Raw genomic sequence first — 18858 nt, forward strand, 5'->3', positions numbered from 1 at the left:
GGTTTCCACCTGCCTTCGGTGCGCCGCACGCGCTCAGTGCGGCAGCAGCGGCCACTGCCGGGACAGCCGCATGGCGGCCTCGGTCACCGCCGGATCGCCGGACTCCATGGCCACCCCGTCCAGATAGGCGTGAGCCGCGGCTTCGTACAGGTCGTCGACCGCGTACAGCCGCGCCTCATGGGCCGCGCGGCGGGCGCCCCCACGGGCGCCCATGGTGGCCTCGGCCTCCTTGGCGCGCTCGGAGCCGGCCAGATCCGTCTCCATCTCCTGCTCCAGTTCCCGCAGCCGCTCGGCCGTGGTCCGGTACGCCGCGAGATACGGGTGCTCCTCGCCCAGCCCGATCAGGAAGGCGATACCGCCGGAGAGCAGCAGCAGCGCGACGAACATCCAGGACACGCTCTGCGGGTCCAGATTCAGGGACTCGATCAGGCTCGGCGGATTGCGCACACTGTCCCCCACGTCCGCGGCCACATCGGGCGGCAGATCCAGCGGAGGCTCCTCCCGGAACGCCACCTTGGCCCGCAGGTCGCCCAACGCCCAGGCGCCGTACGTCCAGACGCCCAGCAGGGCCAGGGCGGGCACGGCCGACAGCCGGACCGCGCCGGTGGCCGAGCGCCGCCGCAGTATCCAGCCCGCGATATGCGGGGCGAGGATCATCGCCACCGCCACGGCCACCATGAGGCTGTAGGAGAGCAGATCGGCGAAGCGCCCGACACCGTGCAGATTCTCGAACACCGAGTAGTAGACGGGCAGTTCCACCACGATCAGCGCGGCCAGCACCCCGAGCTTCATCCAGCGCGGCATACCGGGGCGCGCCGCCGCGCCCTCCCATGCCGCTCTGGTGGACAGCGCCCGGTCGGCCGCGTCCGCCTCCGCCACCGGATCGTGCTCGGACACCGCCTGCCAGCCGGCGTGGCCGCCGGCGGTCTCCGGCTCGTCCTCGCGCCGCGTGGCACCCGGCCGTCCGGGGGCGGCGCCGTCGTTCCAGCCGGCGGGCATACGGGCACGCAGCCACCGGCGCTCGAAACCGCCCCGTACCGTGTCGCGGAAGGTCTGCCACCGGTCGGCCCGCCGCGCCAGCCGGTCCAACTGGGCGGTGGTGACCATCTGCTGCTGCTCCAGGACGGCCCGCCGGCGGCCCGCGCGCTCCAGCCGCTCACCGGCGGCGGTGGCGGCCGCCCTGACCCGGCTCGCCTCCAGCGCGCCGTCCTCCTCAGCCCGCGCCTGTTCCTCGGCGAGCCGGTGCCTGACCCGGTCGCGCAGGCTGGCCAGCTCGGCGAAGTAGGGCACCCGGTCGGGGGTGGCCAGGACCCAGGGGTCGAAGACCTTCCCGGTGGCCGCCGACGCGCCGTGCTTGCGCGCCCGGTCCAGGAGCCAGGCGCTGTCTTTGGCCCGGATGACATCCGATGCGACGGGATCGGGCTGGGGCAGCGCGCCGTCCGGGAATCGCCGTGCGGCCGCCCGCCCTCCCCGGCGCCCGCGGTCGGCGTCGGTCCTGCGGCGGCGCAGCCTCAGCCGACGCGGTGCCTGGTCGTCACCGGCGGTAGGTGGTGTCGACATGTGCCTTCACCCTCCCCTCCAGAAGCTCCGTCCAGAAGGCGTTGAACCGCTCGTAGTGGGAGGTGTCGGTGTGGTACTTCATGCCGTAGCCCACCGGGTAGATGTCGGCGCCGGACAGCTTCGGCGTGCCGTGCGACTTGAGGAAGCCGTCGATGACGGTCCGGCGGCTCGCGGCGGTGGACAGGTCCTGCCGCCCCAGCCGGAAGTCGGTGTCGCCCTGGTCGAAGTCGCTCACCACGAGGACGTCGAACGAGGCGTCGTCGCCGGACGGCTTGGACAGCGCGATGCGCGACAGCCCCCCGAGCACATCGGAGCCGGGCTCCTCCTTCTGGGCGCAGCGCAGCAGCTTCAGGGCGTTGGAGAGGGCGACCGCGCGCATGGTGGTACGGGCCTGCTCGCGGTCGGCGGTCTTCGAGGTGTCCGGGTCCAGGTCGAGCGGGCTGACCTGGCACTTGGACGCCTTGGAAACCTTGGTGATGGGGGCGAAGGACGTCTTGCGGCACTTGTTGTCCGACAGGAACGTCTGGAGGGTCGCCTTGAGCTTGGCCTCCGCGTCGAAGCCGGTCCGGGAGGCGGCGGCCGAGCCCGAGCCGTCGACCACGACGCCGCACGTACGGGAGTAGCGTGACGGCTCGTCGGAGCCGCAGGCCGTGATGGCGGCGGCCAGGGCGAGCACCAGCGCGGCGGGCAGGGCGCGCCGCCGGTTCCGGCGCCGCCGGGCGCCCGGGTGCTCCGGAGCGGGACTGTGGACGGTCATCGCGCGGTCCTCCCGTCGACGCGGTCGGTATTCTGCCGTTCGAGTATCTGCAGCGCCCGGGAGGTGGCCGTCCGGGCGCTGTCGTCATCGGCCAGCAGCCAGACGTCGGGCTGCTGCCAGGACCGGTCCAGCTCCACCCGGCCCGGCAGCCAGTCCCCGGGCGGGCGCCGGGGGAGGCGGGAGAGCTGGGGGTGGGTCTCGCGCACCGCGTCCCAGTAGCAGGCGAGTCGCTGATTGGCCTGGTCGACGACGGCCTGGGCATGCGACCGGCAGCGGTCCACGCTGGTGCGCCACTGGCCCACCCAGTGGCCGTACCGCGCGAGCGCGGCGGGCCGGGGGTCCTCGCGGACGTCGTACTGGGTGACGACCCGCACCGACTCGGCGCGCACCCGGCTGAGCAGGGCGTGCTCCCGTCCGATGAGGGCGGAGCGCATCTGCTCGGTGGCCCGGCGGACACCGGTCCGCACCTCCATCACGTACGGGGTGATGAGCAGCTCGGGAGCCGGTGGCTCGATGGGCGGCGGTATCTCGCCCTCCTGCTCCTCGGGCGGCTCCGGGAGCGGGATGCGCGGGAGACCGCGCGCGCCGTCGCGCTTGCCCCGCCAACGGGCCGCGAAGCGGGCGGTACGGCCGAGCCTTCCCCGGCGCACCACCCCGTTGACACTGTCAGATGTGATCATGGAAATGGATCCCCCGATTTCCCCGGTGCGCAATTCCCGCACCGGACAGCCGCATTGCGGACAGTGGAATTCCGCTTTCCCCCGCAAACGGCTCGCAGTCGATGCCGATGAGGCTGTCGATTCGATTCCTTGTCATACCGTATCGGTGAGGTCGTACCCGGGAATGCTTTCCGTGGGGCCCGCTCCCGAAAACGCCCGGAAGTCGACCGGAGAACGCCCTCGTCGATGCCTGACGCCGGGTCATACTGGAACGGTTCCGGGGCCACGCCTTTTTGATCATGGATCTCGGAAACACGACCTCGGGGGAAGAGGAGACGGGTCGGTGGAGAACGTCCCAGAGTGCGCGGAGCCCACGCTCCGGATCAGTCAGACCCACTTCCCGGTGGAGACCCTGGGCCCGGGGCGGCGCCTGGGCATCTGGACCCAGGGCTGCGGGCTGGCCTGCGCCGGCTGTATGTCACGGCACACCTGGGATCCGCTCGGCGGCGCCTCCCGTACGGTGTCGTCCCTGCTCGGGCGTTGGCGCGAGGCGTTGGCGCGGGGCGCCGACGGGCTGACGGTCAGCGGCGGCGAGCCGCTCGACCAGCCCGCCGCTCTGCAGGCCCTGCTGGCCGGGGCGGTGCGGGCCCGTGCGGAGGCGACGGCACCGGGCGGCCCGGCGGCGGGCCGCGAGATCGACATCCTCCTCTACACGGGATACGAGCAGGAGGAAGTGGAGCGCGACGCGGCGCGCTCCGCCGCCGTCCGCCCCGCCGATGTGCTGGTGGCCGGGCGCTTCCGGGCGGCCGAGCCCACCGCCCTGGTGTGGCGCGGCTCGGCGAACCAGCGCATGCGGCCGCGTACGGCGCGGGGGTGGGCGCGCTACCAGGAGCATCTGGCCCGGACGGAGAGCGGGCCGCGTCTGCAGATGGTCGAGGGGGAGGGCGATGTGCGGCTCTACGGAGTGCCGAGGCGGGGCGAACTGGCCGCGCTGGAGCGTCGGTTGCGGCGGGCGGGGATCGTCCTCACCGGTGCGAGCTGGCGCCCCTGAGCGGGAGCGCCCGTCCGGACGGCACGGCGCGCCGTGGCACCGGCGGGCGTGGTCACGAAGGGCCCGCGGCCTCGGTCGGCCGTGGTCACCGAGGGCCGAAGGTCTCGGCCGGTGGTGGTCGCACAGCCCCGAAGGTCTCGGCCGGTGGTGGTCGCACAGCCCCGAAGGTCTCGGCCGGTGGTGGTCAGAGCGCCCCGACGGCCTCGGCGATCTCCCGGCTGCGGACCACCAGGTGTACCCGCCAGCGGGAGTCCCGGGCGAGTTCGTCCCGGATCGCCCAGCGCAGCCAGGTCGCGCTGACCGCGGGTGCCAGACCGCCCCGGCCCGCGCCGAGCAGCGGGAAGCAGATGGAGGACAGGGCGGGCTCGTACCGGTCGCGCTCCGCCCGGGCGAGCGCGAAGCACGCGCTGACCGCGCGGGCGATGCTCTCCGGGCGGACCTCGTACGTATCGTCCCGCGGGGTGGCGACCGCGGCGTGGTAGATCCGCCGGACGCCCCGCGCGGCGAGCGCTCCCGGCGCGGTGGGCACCACCGTGCCCGGCCGGATCGGCAGCCCCGGGCGGCCGTGGGCGCGCAGCCACCCGGCCAGTTCACGGGCGAGCACATCGTCGACGATCTCCCCGGCGGGGTCGCGTACGGCGGCGGCCAGGCGCAGCGCGCCGGACACGGTGGGGCGGAAGGTCTTGGACATCTCCAGGTAGACGTTCTCCGAGGAGACCAGCACCTCGATGTCCCGCAGCAGTTCGATGGGCGAGACATGGAGGGTGAACGTGCTCCGCGCGTCCACCGGCACGCTGTCGACCCGCAGCGGAGGCTCCTGGCCGGTCCGGCCGCTCCGCGCGATGGTGCTCTGCCCGGTCGCGCTCGGTCCGCCGGAGGTCTGCGGCCCGGCGCCCGGTCCGGAGCTCTGTCCCGCGGAGCCCGGTTTCCCGGCCAAGGGCGGCGGCTCCCGCAGGATGGTCAGCACGGCCTCGGCGAGTTGCTGGATGACCTGCGGCTCCTGCTGCTTGCGGAACCGCTCGGGGGTGACTCCGTACACGGCGGCGGCCATCTTACGGCGGTCATGGGCGGGTGCGCCCCGGCGGTCGGGGAGCAGCCCGAAGGTGTGGGCCGCGGCCTGGCCGAGCAGATCCCGCTCGCCGAGGCGCCGTACCGCCTCCCTGAGCAACGCCTCGATACCGGCCGGGGCGTCGTCGGAGCCATCGCAGAAGCCGCCCGCCACGGCAGCGGCACGCAGCGCCGGCCGATCGGTCCTGCGCAGATCCGGCAGTCCGGGTCTGCGTATGCCTTTCAGTTCTTCCAGGAGTTGATCGTATGTGGGCGAATTTGGCGCAAATGACTCCTGACTCATGGTCACCAGGCTAGCGACCGGCCGGGAAAGAGGAAATCGTTCTCTCGGTGGCCGTGCCGTGCCGGGCTTTGTACCGCCGGTAATTCACCCCGTGCTGGAACAGATTTCCGATTTCCAAGGTTCCGCTTTCTTGATCCAGGGCCCGGCGGCCCCTGACCGCCGCTCTCGCCGCCATTGAATCCGACACCGCCCACCCGTTCACGAGGTGACCTTTGTGACCCATCCGCACGAGCAGCCGCCCCCCACGGAATCCGAGGACGACGAGGACTACGGGGCTTACGGGGACGACGAGCAATACGCAGCCCACGGGGACCACGGATACCACCGGGACCAAGGGGCGCCCGAAGAGCAGCGCGCGCACGACGCCGGGCCGTCGCCCACCGAATATGAGGAGCCGCCCCCATCGGTCGGCGCCTCGGCCGTCGGGCCCACCGAACACGAGGAGCCGCCTCCATCGGTGGCCGCCACGATGGCCGGGCCCACCGAGGACGAGATCCTCCCGGCGGCGCCCGCGCAGGTCGCGCACGGGGGTCGCGACCTGCGCGGGGACACCGGAGCGCTGCCGGTCTCGCTGCGCGGCCGGTTCCGCCTGAGGGCCGTGCTGCGCCGCCCCGACCATCCGCACCAAGCGGCCGTCTACCGCGTCGAGGACGAGCGCGGCAGCCACATCCTCAAGTGGTACCACCGCGGCCACGCCCCGGACCGCCGGGTATGGGAGGCGCTGCGGGACCGGCCGCGCCGGCACCTCACCCACTTCACCGAGACCGGCGACACCGGGGCCGACGGCCATCCGTACGACCTGGCGCCCTCCTACGGCGAGACCGACCTGGCCGGATATCTGAGGGACAACCCCGGCCCGGCCGACCCCGTGCTGATCCACAGCGTCGTACGGCAGCTGCACGAGGCCCTCACCACCCTGCACGAGCTGAACATCGTCCACCGGGACATCAGCCCGGCCAATATCGTGCTCGGCAGCCTCGACCCGGCCGCCCCGGACCTCGTGCTCGTCGACTTCGCCGTCTCCGCTCACGAACCCGCCGAGCGCTACACCCGCGACGAGCGCTGGGTCGGCACCGCGCTCTATATGTCCCCGCAGGCGTCGCTGCGCCACCAGCTGATCCACCCGCCCGCCGACTGGTGGTCGCTCGGCATGATCGTCGCCGAGATGGCCGGTGGACGCCACCCCGTGCGGTTCACCGACAACGACTTCGTCCGCGAGGAGATCAGCTCCCGCGCCCCCGATCTGTCCCTGGTCACGGATCACCGGCTGCGGATGCTGTGCAGGGGGCTGCTCACCCGCGACCCCGACCACCGCTGGGGAACCGACGAGGTGGCGCAGTGGCTGGTGGGCGGCTCGCCGCCGATCGCCCCCTGGGAGGCGGGCACGGCCCCCGGCGCCTCGGACCCCGAAGGCGCCCCGGACATCGAGCCGTTCGCCTTCCTCGATGAGCGCTACACCAGGCCGAAGCAGCTGGCCAGGGCGTTCAGCGAGAACTGGCGGCCCGCCCGGCAGCTTCTGTACCGACGGCGAGGCCGGGGCGAATTCACCCGCTGGCTTCGGCAGTTCCAGGGCGCACCGGACCGCGACGCCGATGAACTGGCCGCGCTGCTCGGCCTCCTGGAGCCGCACCACCCCGCGGCCGCGCCGCGTGAGCCGAAGCCGGTCACGATGGTGCGGCTGATCTCCTGGCTCGGCCCCACCCTCGACGCGTCCTACCGCGGGGTGCCGCTGGACCACGCGGGGCTGGGGGAGTTGCTGCGGGAGGCCGGGCGCGGCGATGAGTTCGCCCTCTCCGTCGTGGAGGACCTGCGGGACCACACCATCCTGCCGCTGCTGGACTCACGGCCCGGCGGCGAAGGGCTCGCCGAGGTGCAGCAGCGCTGGCTGACGGCCCGCTCCCGCTGGCAGCACACCGTCGACGAGGTCCTCCACGAGTCGCCCCGGCTACGCGACCGCCGCGCCGAGGTGCGCGCCGCCACCCGGCTCGACCGCTCCCGGCTCGCCGCCCTCCTGTCGCTCGCCGCCGCACCCACCGCGCACCGGCGCAGGCTCCAGGAGCGAACCGCCCGCGTCCAGGCCGCGCTGCCGCAGCCGGTGGCCTGGTACGGGCGGCTGGTGCGCGACCCCGACGATCTGGTGCGGCTGCAACTGGCCGAGTGGCTGGCCGGATTCGCCGAGCAGGAGTCATCGGAGACGCAAGGGCGGCTCGACGGCGAGCGCGCCCTCCTCCGCCAGGAGCGCGACCTGGACGTGGCCACGCTGTGGGTGCGCAGACAGGACATGCTGCCCACACTCGGCTGGGCCCTCGGCGGAGCCGTCGCCTTCGTCTTCCCGTGGATCTTCGTGATCGGCCTGGGCGATCTGGTGGGGTGGCCCGCCCAGCGCGCGGTGGTGACGGCGTGGATGCTGGCCGTCCCGGCGGCCGCCGCCGTCCTGGCCCTGGAGCTGTGGACGGCGTACCGCATCGGCAGCCCCGGCTACCACCCGCACCGGTCCCTGGCCGGGCTGCTGATCGACCGTGCGCTGCCCGTGGCCCGGTTCATCCGCCGGCCCGGCTCCCGCTTCCCGGTCCAGGGCCTGCTGATCCTCCCGGTCATCGCCCTGTTGTGGGCCACCGTGGTCTACGCCCCCTGGGTGTGGCCGCTGGCCACGGTGTCCGTCCTCGTCTGGTGGACCTGGCACCGGCTGCGGTGCTGGCGCCGCTATGTGGCGGAGCTGCGCGGCCGGGACGAACGGCACCGCCCCGGCCGCCCGAGAGCGGCCGCCCCGCCGACTCCAGGGAGGCTCACATGAGTTCAGGACAGGCGATTGCCAGCATCGGCGATGTGATGCCCGATGTGTACTTCCCCCCGCCGGCGGCCGCCGAGACCCTCCAGCACACCGTCCAGGACACGGTCACCAACACCATCCCGAACGCCGGAGTGCCGCACTACGCCGTCCAGGGCTCCGGGCTGTCGGACCACGTCGGCACCCAGGCCGGGCAGCACCTTGCCGACGCCGTGCACCACACCACCGGCCATGCGCTGAACGCCGCCATGGACCAGGTGCACGACCTGATGGTGCCCGCCCTGATCGGCCTCGGCTCGCTCAGCGGGGCGCTGCTCGTCGGCCGCGCCACCATGGCCGGAGCGCAGGTGCTCGCGGCCGCCGCCATTCGCGCCGCCGAGGACCAGGCCGCTTTGCGTCAGCGGCAGTTGGACGCCCGGCAGGCCGCCGTGTGCTGGCGGGACGCCGCCTTCGCCGCCGTCCGGGCCAACGCCCGCATCGACACACTGCGCGCGCGGATACGGCGGGCCGGCCCCGACGGGCCACCGGAGCCGCCCGACCTGCCACCGCCGCTGGCCCTGACGGGCAAGAATCTGGACCAGGCATGGCGCCAACTGGCCGACACCGAGCGCAGGTTGCGCCACGCGGAGGCCGCCTTGGCACGGGCCACCATGGAGGCAGCCGTCCGCCCCGTGGCCGGAGCGCATCCCGAGGACACCGGCTGGCACGCCACGCTGCGCGCCCGCCGCCGCCAGGCGCTGGAGGCGTACGAGCAGGCCGCCACCGAAGCCGAGGCGCACGGTTCGCTGCCGCAGCCGCCGCCCGCCCCTACCGCGGCCCCCACCGAGGAGGAGGTGCTGCGGCTGGGCGCGGACCTGCTGGCCATGCTTCCGCAGAATGTGTCGATGGCCGACTACCGGCTGGTGGAGGAGAGGGTCACCGTCGCCGCGGAGGTCGCCGCCCGGCGGCCCGCCGCGGCCAAGCGCCATCTGCGGGAGGCCGCCGGGTTCGCCGAGCGGATGACCCGCGACGCCGAGCGGCGGCAGGAGGCCGAGGAGTGGGCCGCCCAGCAGCTCGCCTTCCTCCGCGACGACCACCCGGGCACACCGGGTGACGGCCACTCCCGCACCCCCGTTCCGCTGCCCGATGCCAGGGCGGAGATCGCGGTCCTGGAGCGTTTTCTGTACCAGGGCGGGACGCTGGCGGAGGCCGAGCGCGTGCGCGTCGCGGCCCGCGTCGGAGAGCGGGTCGACGCGTATCAGCGGATGTACGCCACGGAGGTGATCCGCGCGGCGGTCCAGCGGTCTGGGCCCGAGACGGCCGGATACACCACCTCCGGGGCGGTGCAGATCATCGACTGGACCCCGCCGGGCTGGGGGGAGGACCACTGGCTCCGCGTCAGCGTGGACGCCGGGGGCACCGCCCGGGTCTCCACCATGCACCGCGAGCGCGACCCCGCCGAGGAGACCGACGACGATCTGGACCTCGACTGGCAGCGGTGCGACGAGGCCCCCGAGTATCTGCGGGAACTGCGCGAGCTGGCCGAACGGGCCGGGCTCAGCGTGCCGTTCGACTTCGGCGGGCCACCGGCGCGGCCGGTCCGGCGCACGGCACCCCGGCCCGCTCAGAACCGCGGCACCGGACCCAAGGCCCGCCACCGTGACCAGGAGAGGCAGCCATGACCGAGCCAGCGACGTCCCCGGGCCGCGACGACCGCAGGCTCCCGGCCTTCGCCGAGGAACTGGTCGGCACGCTCAGCGTCCAGTCCCAGTACGTACTGCACGGCAGCATCCGGGACATCCACCTCGTCCGCCACGACAAGGACCCCGACGAGGGCGGCCCCGAGGCGACCTACGACGCCCACCACACCCTTACCGAGGTCCTGTGGAACGCCCTGTGGCAGGAGGGGTACGAGGCGCTGATCCGCTTCGACATCGCGGACGGCTTCACCGTCGTCGTGGGCCCGGCGGCCCATGAGATCCGCGAGCTGCTCCACGGACGGGACGCCGCCAGGCCCGGGCGCGCCCGGAGCGCCGACACCCCCGTCCACCTGGCCGACGCGGAGCGGACGCTGCGCGACATCGTCACCGGCTGGAAGCAGCAGGGGCGGCAGCCGAAGGCACCGGACGGCCGGCCCCGGCCGGACCCGGCACCGCGCCAACAGCCCTACCGGGTGGTGTTGTTGATCGACTACGCCGCCCGGATCCCCACCGATGTCACCCGGCTCAGCGATCCGGAGCGGGACTTCTTCCTCAACTGCCTGAAGCTGGCCGAGGACGCACGGCCGATCACCTCCCCGGGAAGCGGACGACGGCTGTTCAACCCCGTGATCTGGCTCGCCGACGGGGAGCGCGATCTGCCCACCTGGCTGGTCGCGGGCAGCGAACGGGTCCGTACCATCGGCATCCCGCTGCCCGACCTGGGCAGTAGGCGGCGCATGGCCGAGCTGCTGGCCGAGGAGCACACCGCCGCGTCCGCGTCCGCGGGCGAAGACGACGCCGGGCCGGTCCGGCTCCACAAGCGACGGCCGCTGGACGAGCACGACATCGACACCTTCGCCCGGGCAACCGCCGGGCTGACCCTGCGCGCGATGCGGGAGAGCGCCCGTATGGCGCTCGACCGCGGGTTGTCGTTCGCCGAGATGCGGGACGCGGTCCGCGTCTACCAGCTCGGCGTCAAGGACAACCCGTGGCAGGCGGACTACATCCGCAGGCAGATCAAGAAGGGCGAGGCGGACCTGCGGGCGCGGGTGAAGGGCCAGGAGAAGGCGGTCGGCAAGACCCTCGACATCCTCAAGCGCGCCGCGCTCAGCCTGTCCGGCGCCCAGGCGTCCCACCCCGGCAGCCGGCCGCGCGGTGTGCTGTTCTTCGCCGGGCCGACCGGCACCGGCAAGACCGAGCTGGCCAAGTCGGTGGCCAAGCTGCTGTTCGGCACCGAGGACGCCTGTCTGCGCTTCGACATGAGCGAGTTCTCCGCACCGCATTCGGTGGACCGGCTGCTCGGCGCACCGCCGGGATATGTGGGCTACGAGGCGGGCGGCGAGCTGACCACGGCGGTGCGCAACGACCCCTTCCGAGTGGTGCTGTTCGACGAGATCGACAAGGCCGACAAGGGTGTGCTCGACAAGTTCCTCCAGGTGCTCGAGGACGGCCGGCTCACCGACGGGCAGGGGGTCACCACGTACTTCAGCGAATGCGTGCTGATCTTCACCTCCAACCTCGGGGTCAGGAAACGGACCGGCGAGGGCGGACGCGGACACGAGGGGCCGGTGGCCGAGCCCGGGATGCCGTACCACCAGCTGGAGGAGATCATCCTGGCCAATGTGAAGGAACACTTCGTCGAGGAGATCGGCCGCCCGGAGCTGATGAACCGGCTCGGCGGCAATGTGGTGGTCTTCGACTACATCGACGCCAAGGTGGCCGCCGAGATCTTCGATTCGCAGGTGGGCAACATCCAACGGGTGCTGCGGGAGGAGCAGGGGGTGCATCTGCGCCTCTCCGACGAGGCACATCAGGCGCTGTCCGCCTACTGCACGGCGGACGTCGACAACGGCGGCCGGGGGATCGGCATGCTGCTGGAAACGCATCTGATCAACCCGCTGGCACGGGCGCTGTTCGACCAGGAGCGGCTGGCGGGCACGGCGGTCACCGTCACCGGTGTGCGGCCCGCCGGGGACGGAACGGTGGCCCTGGACCTGAGGGTGGTGCACACGGCGGACGCGGATCCCGGTCCCGGCGGCGGCCGATGAGCGAGAGGGCCGCTCCCCGGGGGTGGTATCCCGTGGAGGACGGCGACGAACCGGAGGCACCGGAGGAAGCGGGGACAGCGGAGAGGCCGGGCGAGGCGCCGGGGCCGGAGCCGACGGCAGAGCCCGCGCCCCGGCCCGCACCGGGCCCGGTCGGTGTCGAGGTGTCCGCGCCCTGCTGGAACTGCCGTGCGCCAGTGGCCCCCCGGGACGTGCGCTGCGCGTCCTGTGACCGGACGCGCACCCATGTGCTGCTGGTCTGTGCCGAGCCCTGTCTGGAGCTCCGCCACGGCCCGGGCCCTGCGCTGCACATCGGCCGCCACCCGGACTGGGCGCCGCGGACCGCCGCCGCGTTCGCCGACTGGAACAAGGTCTCCCGGCGTCATGCCTCGCTCACCGTGGAGCCGGACGGAAGCGCCTGGGTCGAGGAGCCCGAAGCGGGCACCCGCAATGGCACGTATCTCAACGGCGCCCGGATCGCGGCGGGTGTGCGCACCCCCGTCCGCGACGGCGACCAGCTCCGGCTCGGGCTGCGGGTCAGCTTCGCCGTACGGCTGTACGGGCCGGGGCCAGGCACCGGCTGAGCCGGTGCCTGGCGGTGTCGCGGGGCGGCGACCCCCGGGCCGCCCCGCGCGCTCATGTCCGCGTACCGGGCGGAATGACGACCGCCCGCAGCGGCGCCAGCAGCCGGTTGGCCTCGTCCGCCCCCTCGAACGTGCCCAGGTTGTGGGCCTGGCCGGGCACCGCCTTCAGCGGCTCCTCCCCGCAGCGGTCGCCGAACAGCACCAGGGCGGGGTGCGGGCGGTGCCGCCGCGACTGCCACACCAGCCCCTGGGCGTCCGGCACCTGGCGCCGGATCTCCCGGGCCCAGGCGCGGGTCTGCGCGTACTCGTCGGTCTCCAGCAGCCAGGAGGTCTGGAACACCGCGGCCAAGTCCTCCTCCTGGACCAGCCGCACCAGGACCAGATCCTCGGTCACCCGCACCTTGGACAGCGAGCGGGTGGCCGCCAGCGCCCATGGCACCTGACGCCGTGCCTCCGGCCCGGTGAACTCCATGTCCCGCAGCATCACTTCGGCGAGCGTGGTGGCCGGCTCCACGGCCGCGTACAGATACGGATACCGGTCTTCGGCGGTGGCGTCGAAACGGTTGCCACCGAAGAAGGAATGCGCGGGCTTCGGGTTGAACTCGGTACAGGCGTAGGCGGTTTCATGGCACCTCCACAGCTCGGTGCCCGCGCTCAGGACGAACAGATTGGGGCTCATGCGCGCGCCCTCGGGGGGCGCCTGCCTCACCATCCGCCGTCTCCCAACAGCGCGGCGGCGGCCTCGGTCAGCCGCGCGTCCGGCACCTGGCCCACCAGGGCGGCCGGCGCGTCGTGCAGCCAGGTGTTACCGCCGAGCCACCAGTCCGCGGCGCCCCAGGGGTCCTGGTCCGACAGCAGCATTCTGTTGATCCGCTGCACCACCGGCCGTGGCTCACCGGTGTCCGGGTCGAACTGGAAGTCCGGGTAGCGATCACCGCGCTCCGGGTCGGAGAGGCGGATGAGCCCGGCCCCGGCAGGATTCTCGGCGGCGGCAGCGGTGAGCTGCTCCGGGCCCCGTGCGGGGGCGGTCAGCAGTCGGTCCCGCACGGCCCGGGCGATCCCGGCGCTCGCGGGGTCCAGCGTCGGCCAGTCCACGGACCGCAGCAGCCGGATCAGGTCGGCCAGCCGGTCGGCGTCCGGCAGGACCGCGGAGGGAGCGGCGCCCCCGGACCGGAACTGGTCCAGTTTCCTGCGCAGTTCGTTCTCGCGGGGGAGGGGCCGCAGTGCCAGCCGCATCTCCCGCAGCGCGGCGCGCACGGACCTGGCGTCGTCTCCGGCGGCCCGCAGCCGCAGCACGCTGTCCCGGAATCCGCTGAACAGCGTGGGGGTCAGCGAGGCACGGATCTCCGGCAGATGCCGGCGCAGCAGCTCCAGGAGATCGTCGGTGGTCATGGCTGTCGTCCTTCCACGGGGGCGTGGGGTGCGGGGTTGCCCTGGTGGATGAAGCCGGCCCAGGAGACGATCCGGGCCAGGCCCCCCGTATCGCTCTGTGTCTCGGCCAGCAGAAGGCCGGTCAGCCCGGGGACGGGATGGCGGTCGTGGTCGAGCATCCACAGCTGGGCGGCGCGCAGGGCGTCCGGCGGGGCCAGCCCGGCGACGGTCAGGTGATGGTGGAAGACCACCATCAGCGCGGCGGATGCGCTGTCCGAGACCTTCCACCGCGAGCCGACCACATCCGTGGCGCCACGCGCCAGCAGTGCGGTGGTCGGGGTCAGCGCCTCGTCGTGGTCGCGGCTGCTGAGGTCCGTCTCGCAGGCGCTGAGCACGATCAGCGGCCCGGTGGCGGCCCGTTCCCCGGCGGGCACGTCGAGAATGCGCGTCACCGTCAGTCTGCCCGGGTGCGGGGTGCCTTCGGGCCCCGGGGCGCCTTCGGGGTCCGGACCGGCCAGGTGGAGGGCCGAGTCGGTGGGCCGCAGCCCCGCCAGGCCGTGCACCACCAGATGCAGCAGCGAGGCGGCGGGCGCGGCCGGGCCTCCGGGAAGGTGGGAGAGCACATCCCCGGGGGTGCCCAGTGCGTTCTCGGGCGCGTCCTCGTGCCAGCCGTAGAGCAGGGCCGTGGTGTAGTACGCGGTGCGCAGGGCCGACACCTCGTCCTGTGCCCACGTCAGATCGCCGCTCGGGTCGGCCACCAGCACCGCGCGCTCGCCCACCGGTACCCGGCCGCGCCGGGCGGCCCGCAGGAACTCACCGCCGGACGCGGCGTACGAGACGACCGCGTCTTCGCAGGCGTAGGTGTACGGACGCCGCGCACCGGCCCGTGGCCCGGGGAGGCGGGCGGCGTGCCAGGGAACGGCACCGAGGTTGCCGCACGGCACGAGGACCAGCCGGACCGGCGCGTCGTGCTGCTGGGCCCCGTCCTCCGCCCGGGCGCCCAGTGCGTCCAGTACGGGGGCGAGGACGGCCGGGCCCGCCCAGTCGCACAGCCCCTCCAGCGCCGCCTCCCAGTGCCGATGCGCCTCGTCGTAGGTGTCCATGCCGTGCTCGGACACGGCGGACCGCCGGGCGCCCGCGTCCAGATAGCGCTCCAGCGGCTCCCGGCCGGGCGCGCCGAGCCCCGGTAGCGCGAGCGCCGTCGGTTCACCGGCGCTCCGTACCAGGACGGCCACGCCGTCGGCGGTGTCCTGCCCGGGCACCAGATACACGAGTGTGTCGGTGCCGGTGGCGCGCAGCCCCTCCCGCAACTCCTCGATGCCGGGGGCGCCGAGCAGCCCGCGCAGCGGCGCCTCGCCGCTGTCCCGCCGCAGCACGTCCAGCGCGCGGCGGCGCAGCCTGCTGGGGATCTCGACGCCGGGGGCGGCCCCGGCCGACATGACCCGCGCGAGCGCGCTCCGGACCTCGTCCGGGGTACCGCCGCCGGTGCCGGGCCCGAGTCCGCCGCCGGTCGGCGTGGCCTGGGGCGGGAGGTCCCGTACGGTGGTCCGCCACAGCTCGGCCAGCTCCGCCTCGCCCCGGGCGGCCAGCTGCTCGGGGACCCCGGCGGCCGCGGCCGCGGCCCGCAGCACCAGGCCACGCCCGTTCTCCAGCGACGCCACGGCCTCCTCGATCCGGCCGTCCACGGCGGCCCAGTGCGCGGCGAGCAGCCCGCGGCTGGCCCCCGCCCTGGCCACCTCCAGGCCGTGCTCGGCGCCGAGTTGCAGCAGCACGTCCTCGGCCAGCACCCACAGCGAGGCATGGGCGGTGGCGACGGCCGCCCCTGTGTCATCGCGCTCCCGGTCGTCGCGCAGCCGGTACGCCTCGGCCAGCTCCCACAGCAGCTTCTGCCGGATGGCCGGGCTGGTGCGCTCGGTCAGTTCCCGCCTGGCCTGTTCCAGCTCCCCGACCGCCTCTTCCAGGTCGCCGTGGTCGCCGGTCGACCTGTGGACCGTGAGCAGCGCCATCCCGATGCCTTGCCGGATCCACACCCGCTGATCGGGGGTCGAGGCGGGGCCGTCCAGGGCCCGGCGGGCCCGGGTCACGGCCTCGGAGACACGTACGGGATCCGGTTCGATCATGGAGAAGAGGGCCAGCAGAGGCGCGCACTGCGCGTCCATGAGGGGCTGCGCGAAGGTCGGGAGCCTCGGGTGGTTCGCCGCCTCCTCGAAGTAGGCCACGCCGGCCCGCAGTGCGGGGATCCCGCCGTCCAGTGTGGCCAGGCTCAACTGGGCCTGGCCGAGCAGGAAGAGCACCAGGAACTGCCATTCGCTGTTCTCGCCGGCCTCCTCCAACAGGTCCAGCAGCTCGTCCAGCAGGTACTCCAGCGTTTCGGTGTCCCGCTCGTCCAGCGCTTCATTGAGGCGCAGTTGCAGGTGCATGCTCCGGGAGCACAGCCGTAGCCCCTCCGCGCCGGGCCCGGTCGCGTGTGCGGATTCGAACACCGCGGAGGCGGGGCCGAAGAGCGCGTCCAGGCGGGCACGCGCCTGGTCGCGGTCCGTGAGATTGCCGCCCAGGACGTTGGCCGCGGCGAGCAGTCCTGGCGAGATGACCCCGGCCATCCAGTCCACCCGTCCGGATCCCGTACCGGCGGCTGTGCCGATCAACTCGGCCGCCTCGGCCAGCCGGTCGGCGTCACCCGTGCGCATACCGTGGGCCATGCGGCTCATCGCGGCGCGCATCGCGGTCTCCGCCTCTTCGCCGGCCGGTCCCTTGCTCACCTCGTTGACCAGGGCCTCCAGATCCTCGGTCCGGATGGTGCCGGGCACTTCGAGCTCCAGCATGAGGGCGGCCTGCGCGAAGGTGAGGGCGGTCTCCTCCGCGCTGAGCTCCTCCAGTCGATCGGTCTCATCGCCGCCGCCCGCCCCGGCCGTGGCGAACTCGGTGGCCATCCCGCACAGGGCCTGCAGCAGCGAGGAGTTGCCGTCCGGCATCCGCTCCGCCAGTTGCGCGGCCAGGTCGGCCATCTGCTCGAAGTCCCCGGAGCGCGCGGCGGCGGGCACCCGCTCCAGGGCCTCGGCCGCCCACGACAGGGGTTCGGCGATGTGCTCGGGCAGGGTCGGCAGCAGGTCGGTCAGCAGCCCGCGCAGCTCGGTCAGGTCGGCGGTGAGTTCGGGATCGCCCACCACTACTTGGCGGCCCACATCGAAGGATTCAAGGAGGCGGGAGAGCGTGCCGTCCCATCCGGCCGTCATGCCGGGCGTCAGCAGCAACCGCACCAGGTGGAGGGCGGAGGCCCGCTCGTCCGGTGGGTCGAGCGCCCCAGAAGCGCGAGCCGCCCTCAACACCCGCAGGCCCCGACTCCGGTCGTCGTCCGTGGGGTTGTGCCGGTAGCGCTCGGCGTACAGGCCGCCGAGCCGGGCGCGCACGGTACACAGCAGTGCGTCCCCGTCCGGCACGGCCGCCGCCAACGCGGCCTCCAGCTCGTCCAGTTCGGCGATGAAGCGGTCGAGCGATACGGGGTCGGCATCGGCGGGCGACCGAGTGCCGTCGGACGCTCGCCCGGCCGCCGGGCCGTCGGGCGGGCCCTCTGGACCCATGCCGTCGGACGAGCCCTTGGCCGCCGGGCCGTCCGGCGGGGGCGGGGCGATCCACGCCAGCGCGTCGGCCGCGGCTTGTTCGGCTCGGTCACGTAATGCCGCGAGATCCCTGCTGTGCATGAAACGTCCCCCTTCGTCATGCCCCACTCATCATCCGCCCGTCCGTGCGAGCACAGGAGCCCTTTGATCGCTCTTTCCGGAAACCGCCCGGAAGACGTCCGCGAATCGCCCAGCCGGATACGCGTGTTCGGGGCCACGCGGGAACTCCCGCCCCGTGGCCAAGGCCAAAAGGGACATGAGGTGAATGATGCGGCATCCTGTCACGCCCGGTGAGACACCTTTATCGATGCGTGACAAAATGTGTGGGTAGCGTGCTCGCGCGCGCCCTACCCTCGCCGATGGCTCAACGTTTCTGCACAGAACCCCCGCGGCGAGAAGGACGGAACGTTCATGTACGGCACGATCGACGGGTTCAACTACGGGGCCACCACCCCGCTGGCGGCCTACCTCATGGCCTGTCTCGGCGGAGCCCTCGGCTTACGCTGCACCGCCCGGTCGGTGCGTACTCAGCGCTCCTGGAAGCCGGGCTGGCTCGCGCTCGGATCAGCGTCGATCGGATCGGGCATCTGGACGATGCACTTCATCGCCATGATGGGGTTCCATGTGAAGGAAACTCCGGTCGGCTTCGACATACCGATCACCCTGCTCAGCCTTCTCGTGGCGATCTTCGTCGTCGGCATCGGCGTCTTCATGGTCGGCTACCGGGGCGTTTCCCGAGGGGTGCTGCTCTCGGCCGGTGTGTTCACCGGACTCGGTGTCGCGGGCATGCACTACATCGGGATGTCCGCGATGCGCATGCAGGGGCATCTGGAGTACTCCGTGCCGACCGTCCTGCTCTCCGTCCTGATCGCGGTCGTGGCCGCGACCGCCGCCCTCTGGGCCGCCGTGACCATCCATGGCTTCCGCGCCAGCCTGGGATCGAGCCTGGTGATGGGGATCGCGGTGACCGGGATGCACTACACGGGCATGGCCGCGGTCAGTGTGCGGCTGGACGATGTGCTCGGCGCCTCAGCGGGCGGCAATGCGCCGGCTTCGCTGATCCTCCCCATGCTGATCGGCCCGGTGATCTTTCTGGTGATCGCGGGGACCGTCATCATGTTCGATCCGCTGCTGGTCCTGGGCGAGGGGGAGTGGAACCAGAAGAAGGCGGACAGCTCGCGCCTGCCCCCGCCACCACCACCTCGGCCGGTCTGGCCGGCCCGGCCGCCGGAGGACCCCGTTCAGGCCCCGGCGAGCCGCCCGGCCCCGCCACACGGCGGTCAGGAATACGGCGGTTGGTGAACCCGCGGCCGGTGGTACGGGGGCGGGACGAGGCGGGCCGGGACCGACGCGGCGGAGCGGGCACCGATCCGCCGCCAACGGCCACCCCGCCGCA

General features: G+C 73.3%; 13 protein-coding genes. 6 read left to right on the forward strand and 7 right to left on the reverse strand.

All coding sequences use genetic code 11. The annotated features are described in order from the left end of the window. Positions 1-33: 33 nt before the first annotated feature. The 3 genes from ACFYOY_RS36430 to ACFYOY_RS36440 are packed head-to-tail and all read right to left on the reverse strand — an operon-like array spanning position 34 to position 2997. The gene (locus tag ACFYOY_RS36430) at positions 34-1560 is read right to left on the reverse strand and encodes a hypothetical protein (protein WP_351900244.1); all 1527 of its coding nucleotides are present in this window, start codon (positions 1558-1560) and stop codon (positions 34-36) included. Continuing rightward, positions 1535-2317, reverse strand: coding sequence for a hypothetical protein (locus ACFYOY_RS36435; RefSeq protein WP_388591901.1), 783 nt, complete (start codon positions 2315-2317; stop codon positions 1535-1537). Before ACFYOY_RS36435 ends, ACFYOY_RS36430 begins: the two co-directional genes overlap by 26 nt. Then, entirely contained in the window at positions 2314-2997 is a 684-nt protein-coding gene (locus ACFYOY_RS36440) for a hypothetical protein (RefSeq protein ID WP_388591903.1), read from the reverse strand. The genes ACFYOY_RS36435 and ACFYOY_RS36440 overlap by 4 nt, the downstream gene beginning before the upstream one ends. Positions 2998-3319: 322 nt before the next feature. On the opposite strand from ACFYOY_RS36440, the gene ACFYOY_RS36445 reads away from it, so the two are divergent. Next, entirely contained in the window at positions 3320-4027 is a 708-nt protein-coding gene (locus ACFYOY_RS36445; RefSeq protein ID WP_388591905.1) for a 4Fe-4S single cluster domain-containing protein, read from the forward strand. Between the two features lie 184 nt (positions 4028-4211). Here the strand turns inward: ACFYOY_RS36445 and ACFYOY_RS36450 are convergent, their stop codons facing one another. Continuing rightward, a complete protein-coding gene (locus ACFYOY_RS36450; protein ID WP_351900236.1) occupies positions 4212-5378 on the reverse strand; it encodes an Appr-1-p processing protein in 1167 nt (388 codons plus the stop codon). Between the two features lie 214 nt (positions 5379-5592). Here ACFYOY_RS36450 and ACFYOY_RS36455 point away from each other — a divergent pair, with 214 nt between their 5' ends. From ACFYOY_RS36455 to ACFYOY_RS36470, 4 genes are read left to right on the forward strand one after another with little or no spacing between them, the layout of a single operon-like run. Continuing rightward, a complete protein-coding gene (locus ACFYOY_RS36455; RefSeq protein ID WP_388591907.1) occupies positions 5593-8172 on the forward strand; it encodes a protein kinase in 2580 nt (859 codons plus the stop codon). After that, positions 8169-9827: a hypothetical protein gene (locus ACFYOY_RS36460; protein WP_388591909.1), complete on the forward strand. Its 1659-nt coding sequence runs from the start codon at positions 8169-8171 to the stop codon at positions 9825-9827. Before ACFYOY_RS36455 ends, ACFYOY_RS36460 begins: the two co-directional genes overlap by 4 nt. After that, positions 9824-11893 (forward strand): AAA family ATPase, encoded by a 2070-nt coding sequence (locus ACFYOY_RS36465; RefSeq protein ID WP_351900230.1) that lies wholly within the window; start codon positions 9824-9826, stop codon positions 11891-11893. The genes ACFYOY_RS36460 and ACFYOY_RS36465 overlap by 4 nt, the downstream gene beginning before the upstream one ends. Positions 11894-11925: 32 nt before the next feature. Continuing rightward, positions 11926-12474 carry an FHA domain-containing protein gene (locus ACFYOY_RS36470; RefSeq protein WP_388591912.1) on the forward strand — a complete coding sequence of 183 codons (549 nt, stop codon included), beginning with the start codon at positions 11926-11928 and terminating at the stop codon, positions 12472-12474. Between the two features lie 52 nt (positions 12475-12526). On the opposite strand, the gene ACFYOY_RS36475 is transcribed toward ACFYOY_RS36470, so the two are convergent. The 3 genes from ACFYOY_RS36475 to ACFYOY_RS36485 are packed head-to-tail and all read right to left on the reverse strand — an operon-like array spanning position 12527 to position 17543. Next, positions 12527-13153: an RES family NAD+ phosphorylase gene (locus tag ACFYOY_RS36475; RefSeq protein ID WP_351900224.1), complete on the reverse strand. Its 627-nt coding sequence runs from the start codon at positions 13151-13153 to the stop codon at positions 12527-12529. 26 nt (positions 13154-13179) lie between these two features. Further along, positions 13180-13866: a hypothetical protein gene (locus tag ACFYOY_RS36480; protein WP_351900222.1), complete on the reverse strand. Its 687-nt coding sequence runs from the start codon at positions 13864-13866 to the stop codon at positions 13180-13182. After that, positions 13863-17543, reverse strand: a complete 3681-nt coding sequence (locus tag ACFYOY_RS36485) for a CHAT domain-containing protein (RefSeq protein ID WP_388591914.1) — start codon at positions 17541-17543, stop codon at positions 13863-13865. The genes ACFYOY_RS36480 and ACFYOY_RS36485 overlap by 4 nt, the downstream gene beginning before the upstream one ends. Positions 17544-17873: 330 nt before the next feature. Here ACFYOY_RS36485 and ACFYOY_RS36490 point away from each other — a divergent pair, with 330 nt between their 5' ends. Next, complete coding sequence (locus ACFYOY_RS36490; protein WP_388591916.1) at positions 17874-18764, forward strand: MHYT domain-containing protein; 891 nt, start codon at positions 17874-17876, stop codon at positions 18762-18764. The last annotated feature ends 94 nt before the right edge of the window (positions 18765-18858 follow it).

Origin of the sequence: Streptomyces sp. NPDC007875, from assembly GCF_042868035.1 — a bacterium.
Lineage (GTDB): Bacteria > Actinomycetota > Actinomycetes > Streptomycetales > Streptomycetaceae > Streptomyces > Streptomyces antimycoticus.

Excerpts from the sequence above, each read along its gene's own strand:
- ACFYOY_RS36485 (WP_388591914.1), bottom strand. The coding sequence starts at position 17,543 with ATGCACAGCAGGGATCTCGCGGCATTACGTGACCGAGCCGAACAAGCC.
- ACFYOY_RS36490 (WP_388591916.1), top strand. The coding sequence starts at position 17,874 with ATGTACGGCACGATCGACGGGTTCAACTACGGGGCCACCACCCCGCTG.
- ACFYOY_RS36435 (WP_388591901.1), bottom strand. The coding sequence starts at position 2,317 with ATGACCGTCCACAGTCCCGCTCCGGAGCACCCGGGCGCCCGGCGGCGC.
- ACFYOY_RS36475 (WP_351900224.1), bottom strand. The coding sequence starts at position 13,153 with ATGAGCCCCAATCTGTTCGTCCTGAGCGCGGGCACCGAGCTGTGGAGG.
- ACFYOY_RS36480 (WP_351900222.1), bottom strand. The coding sequence starts at position 13,866 with ATGACCACCGACGATCTCCTGGAGCTGCTGCGCCGGCATCTGCCGGAG.
- ACFYOY_RS36465 (WP_351900230.1), top strand. The coding sequence starts at position 9,824 with ATGACCGAGCCAGCGACGTCCCCGGGCCGCGACGACCGCAGGCTCCCG.
- ACFYOY_RS36450 (WP_351900236.1), bottom strand. The coding sequence starts at position 5,378 with ATGAGTCAGGAGTCATTTGCGCCAAATTCGCCCACATACGATCAACTC.
- ACFYOY_RS36430 (WP_351900244.1), bottom strand. The coding sequence starts at position 1,560 with ATGTCGACACCACCTACCGCCGGTGACGACCAGGCACCGCGTCGGCTG.
- ACFYOY_RS36460 (WP_388591909.1), top strand. The coding sequence starts at position 8,169 with ATGAGTTCAGGACAGGCGATTGCCAGCATCGGCGATGTGATGCCCGAT.
- ACFYOY_RS36440 (WP_388591903.1), bottom strand. The coding sequence starts at position 2,997 with ATGATCACATCTGACAGTGTCAACGGGGTGGTGCGCCGGGGAAGGCTC.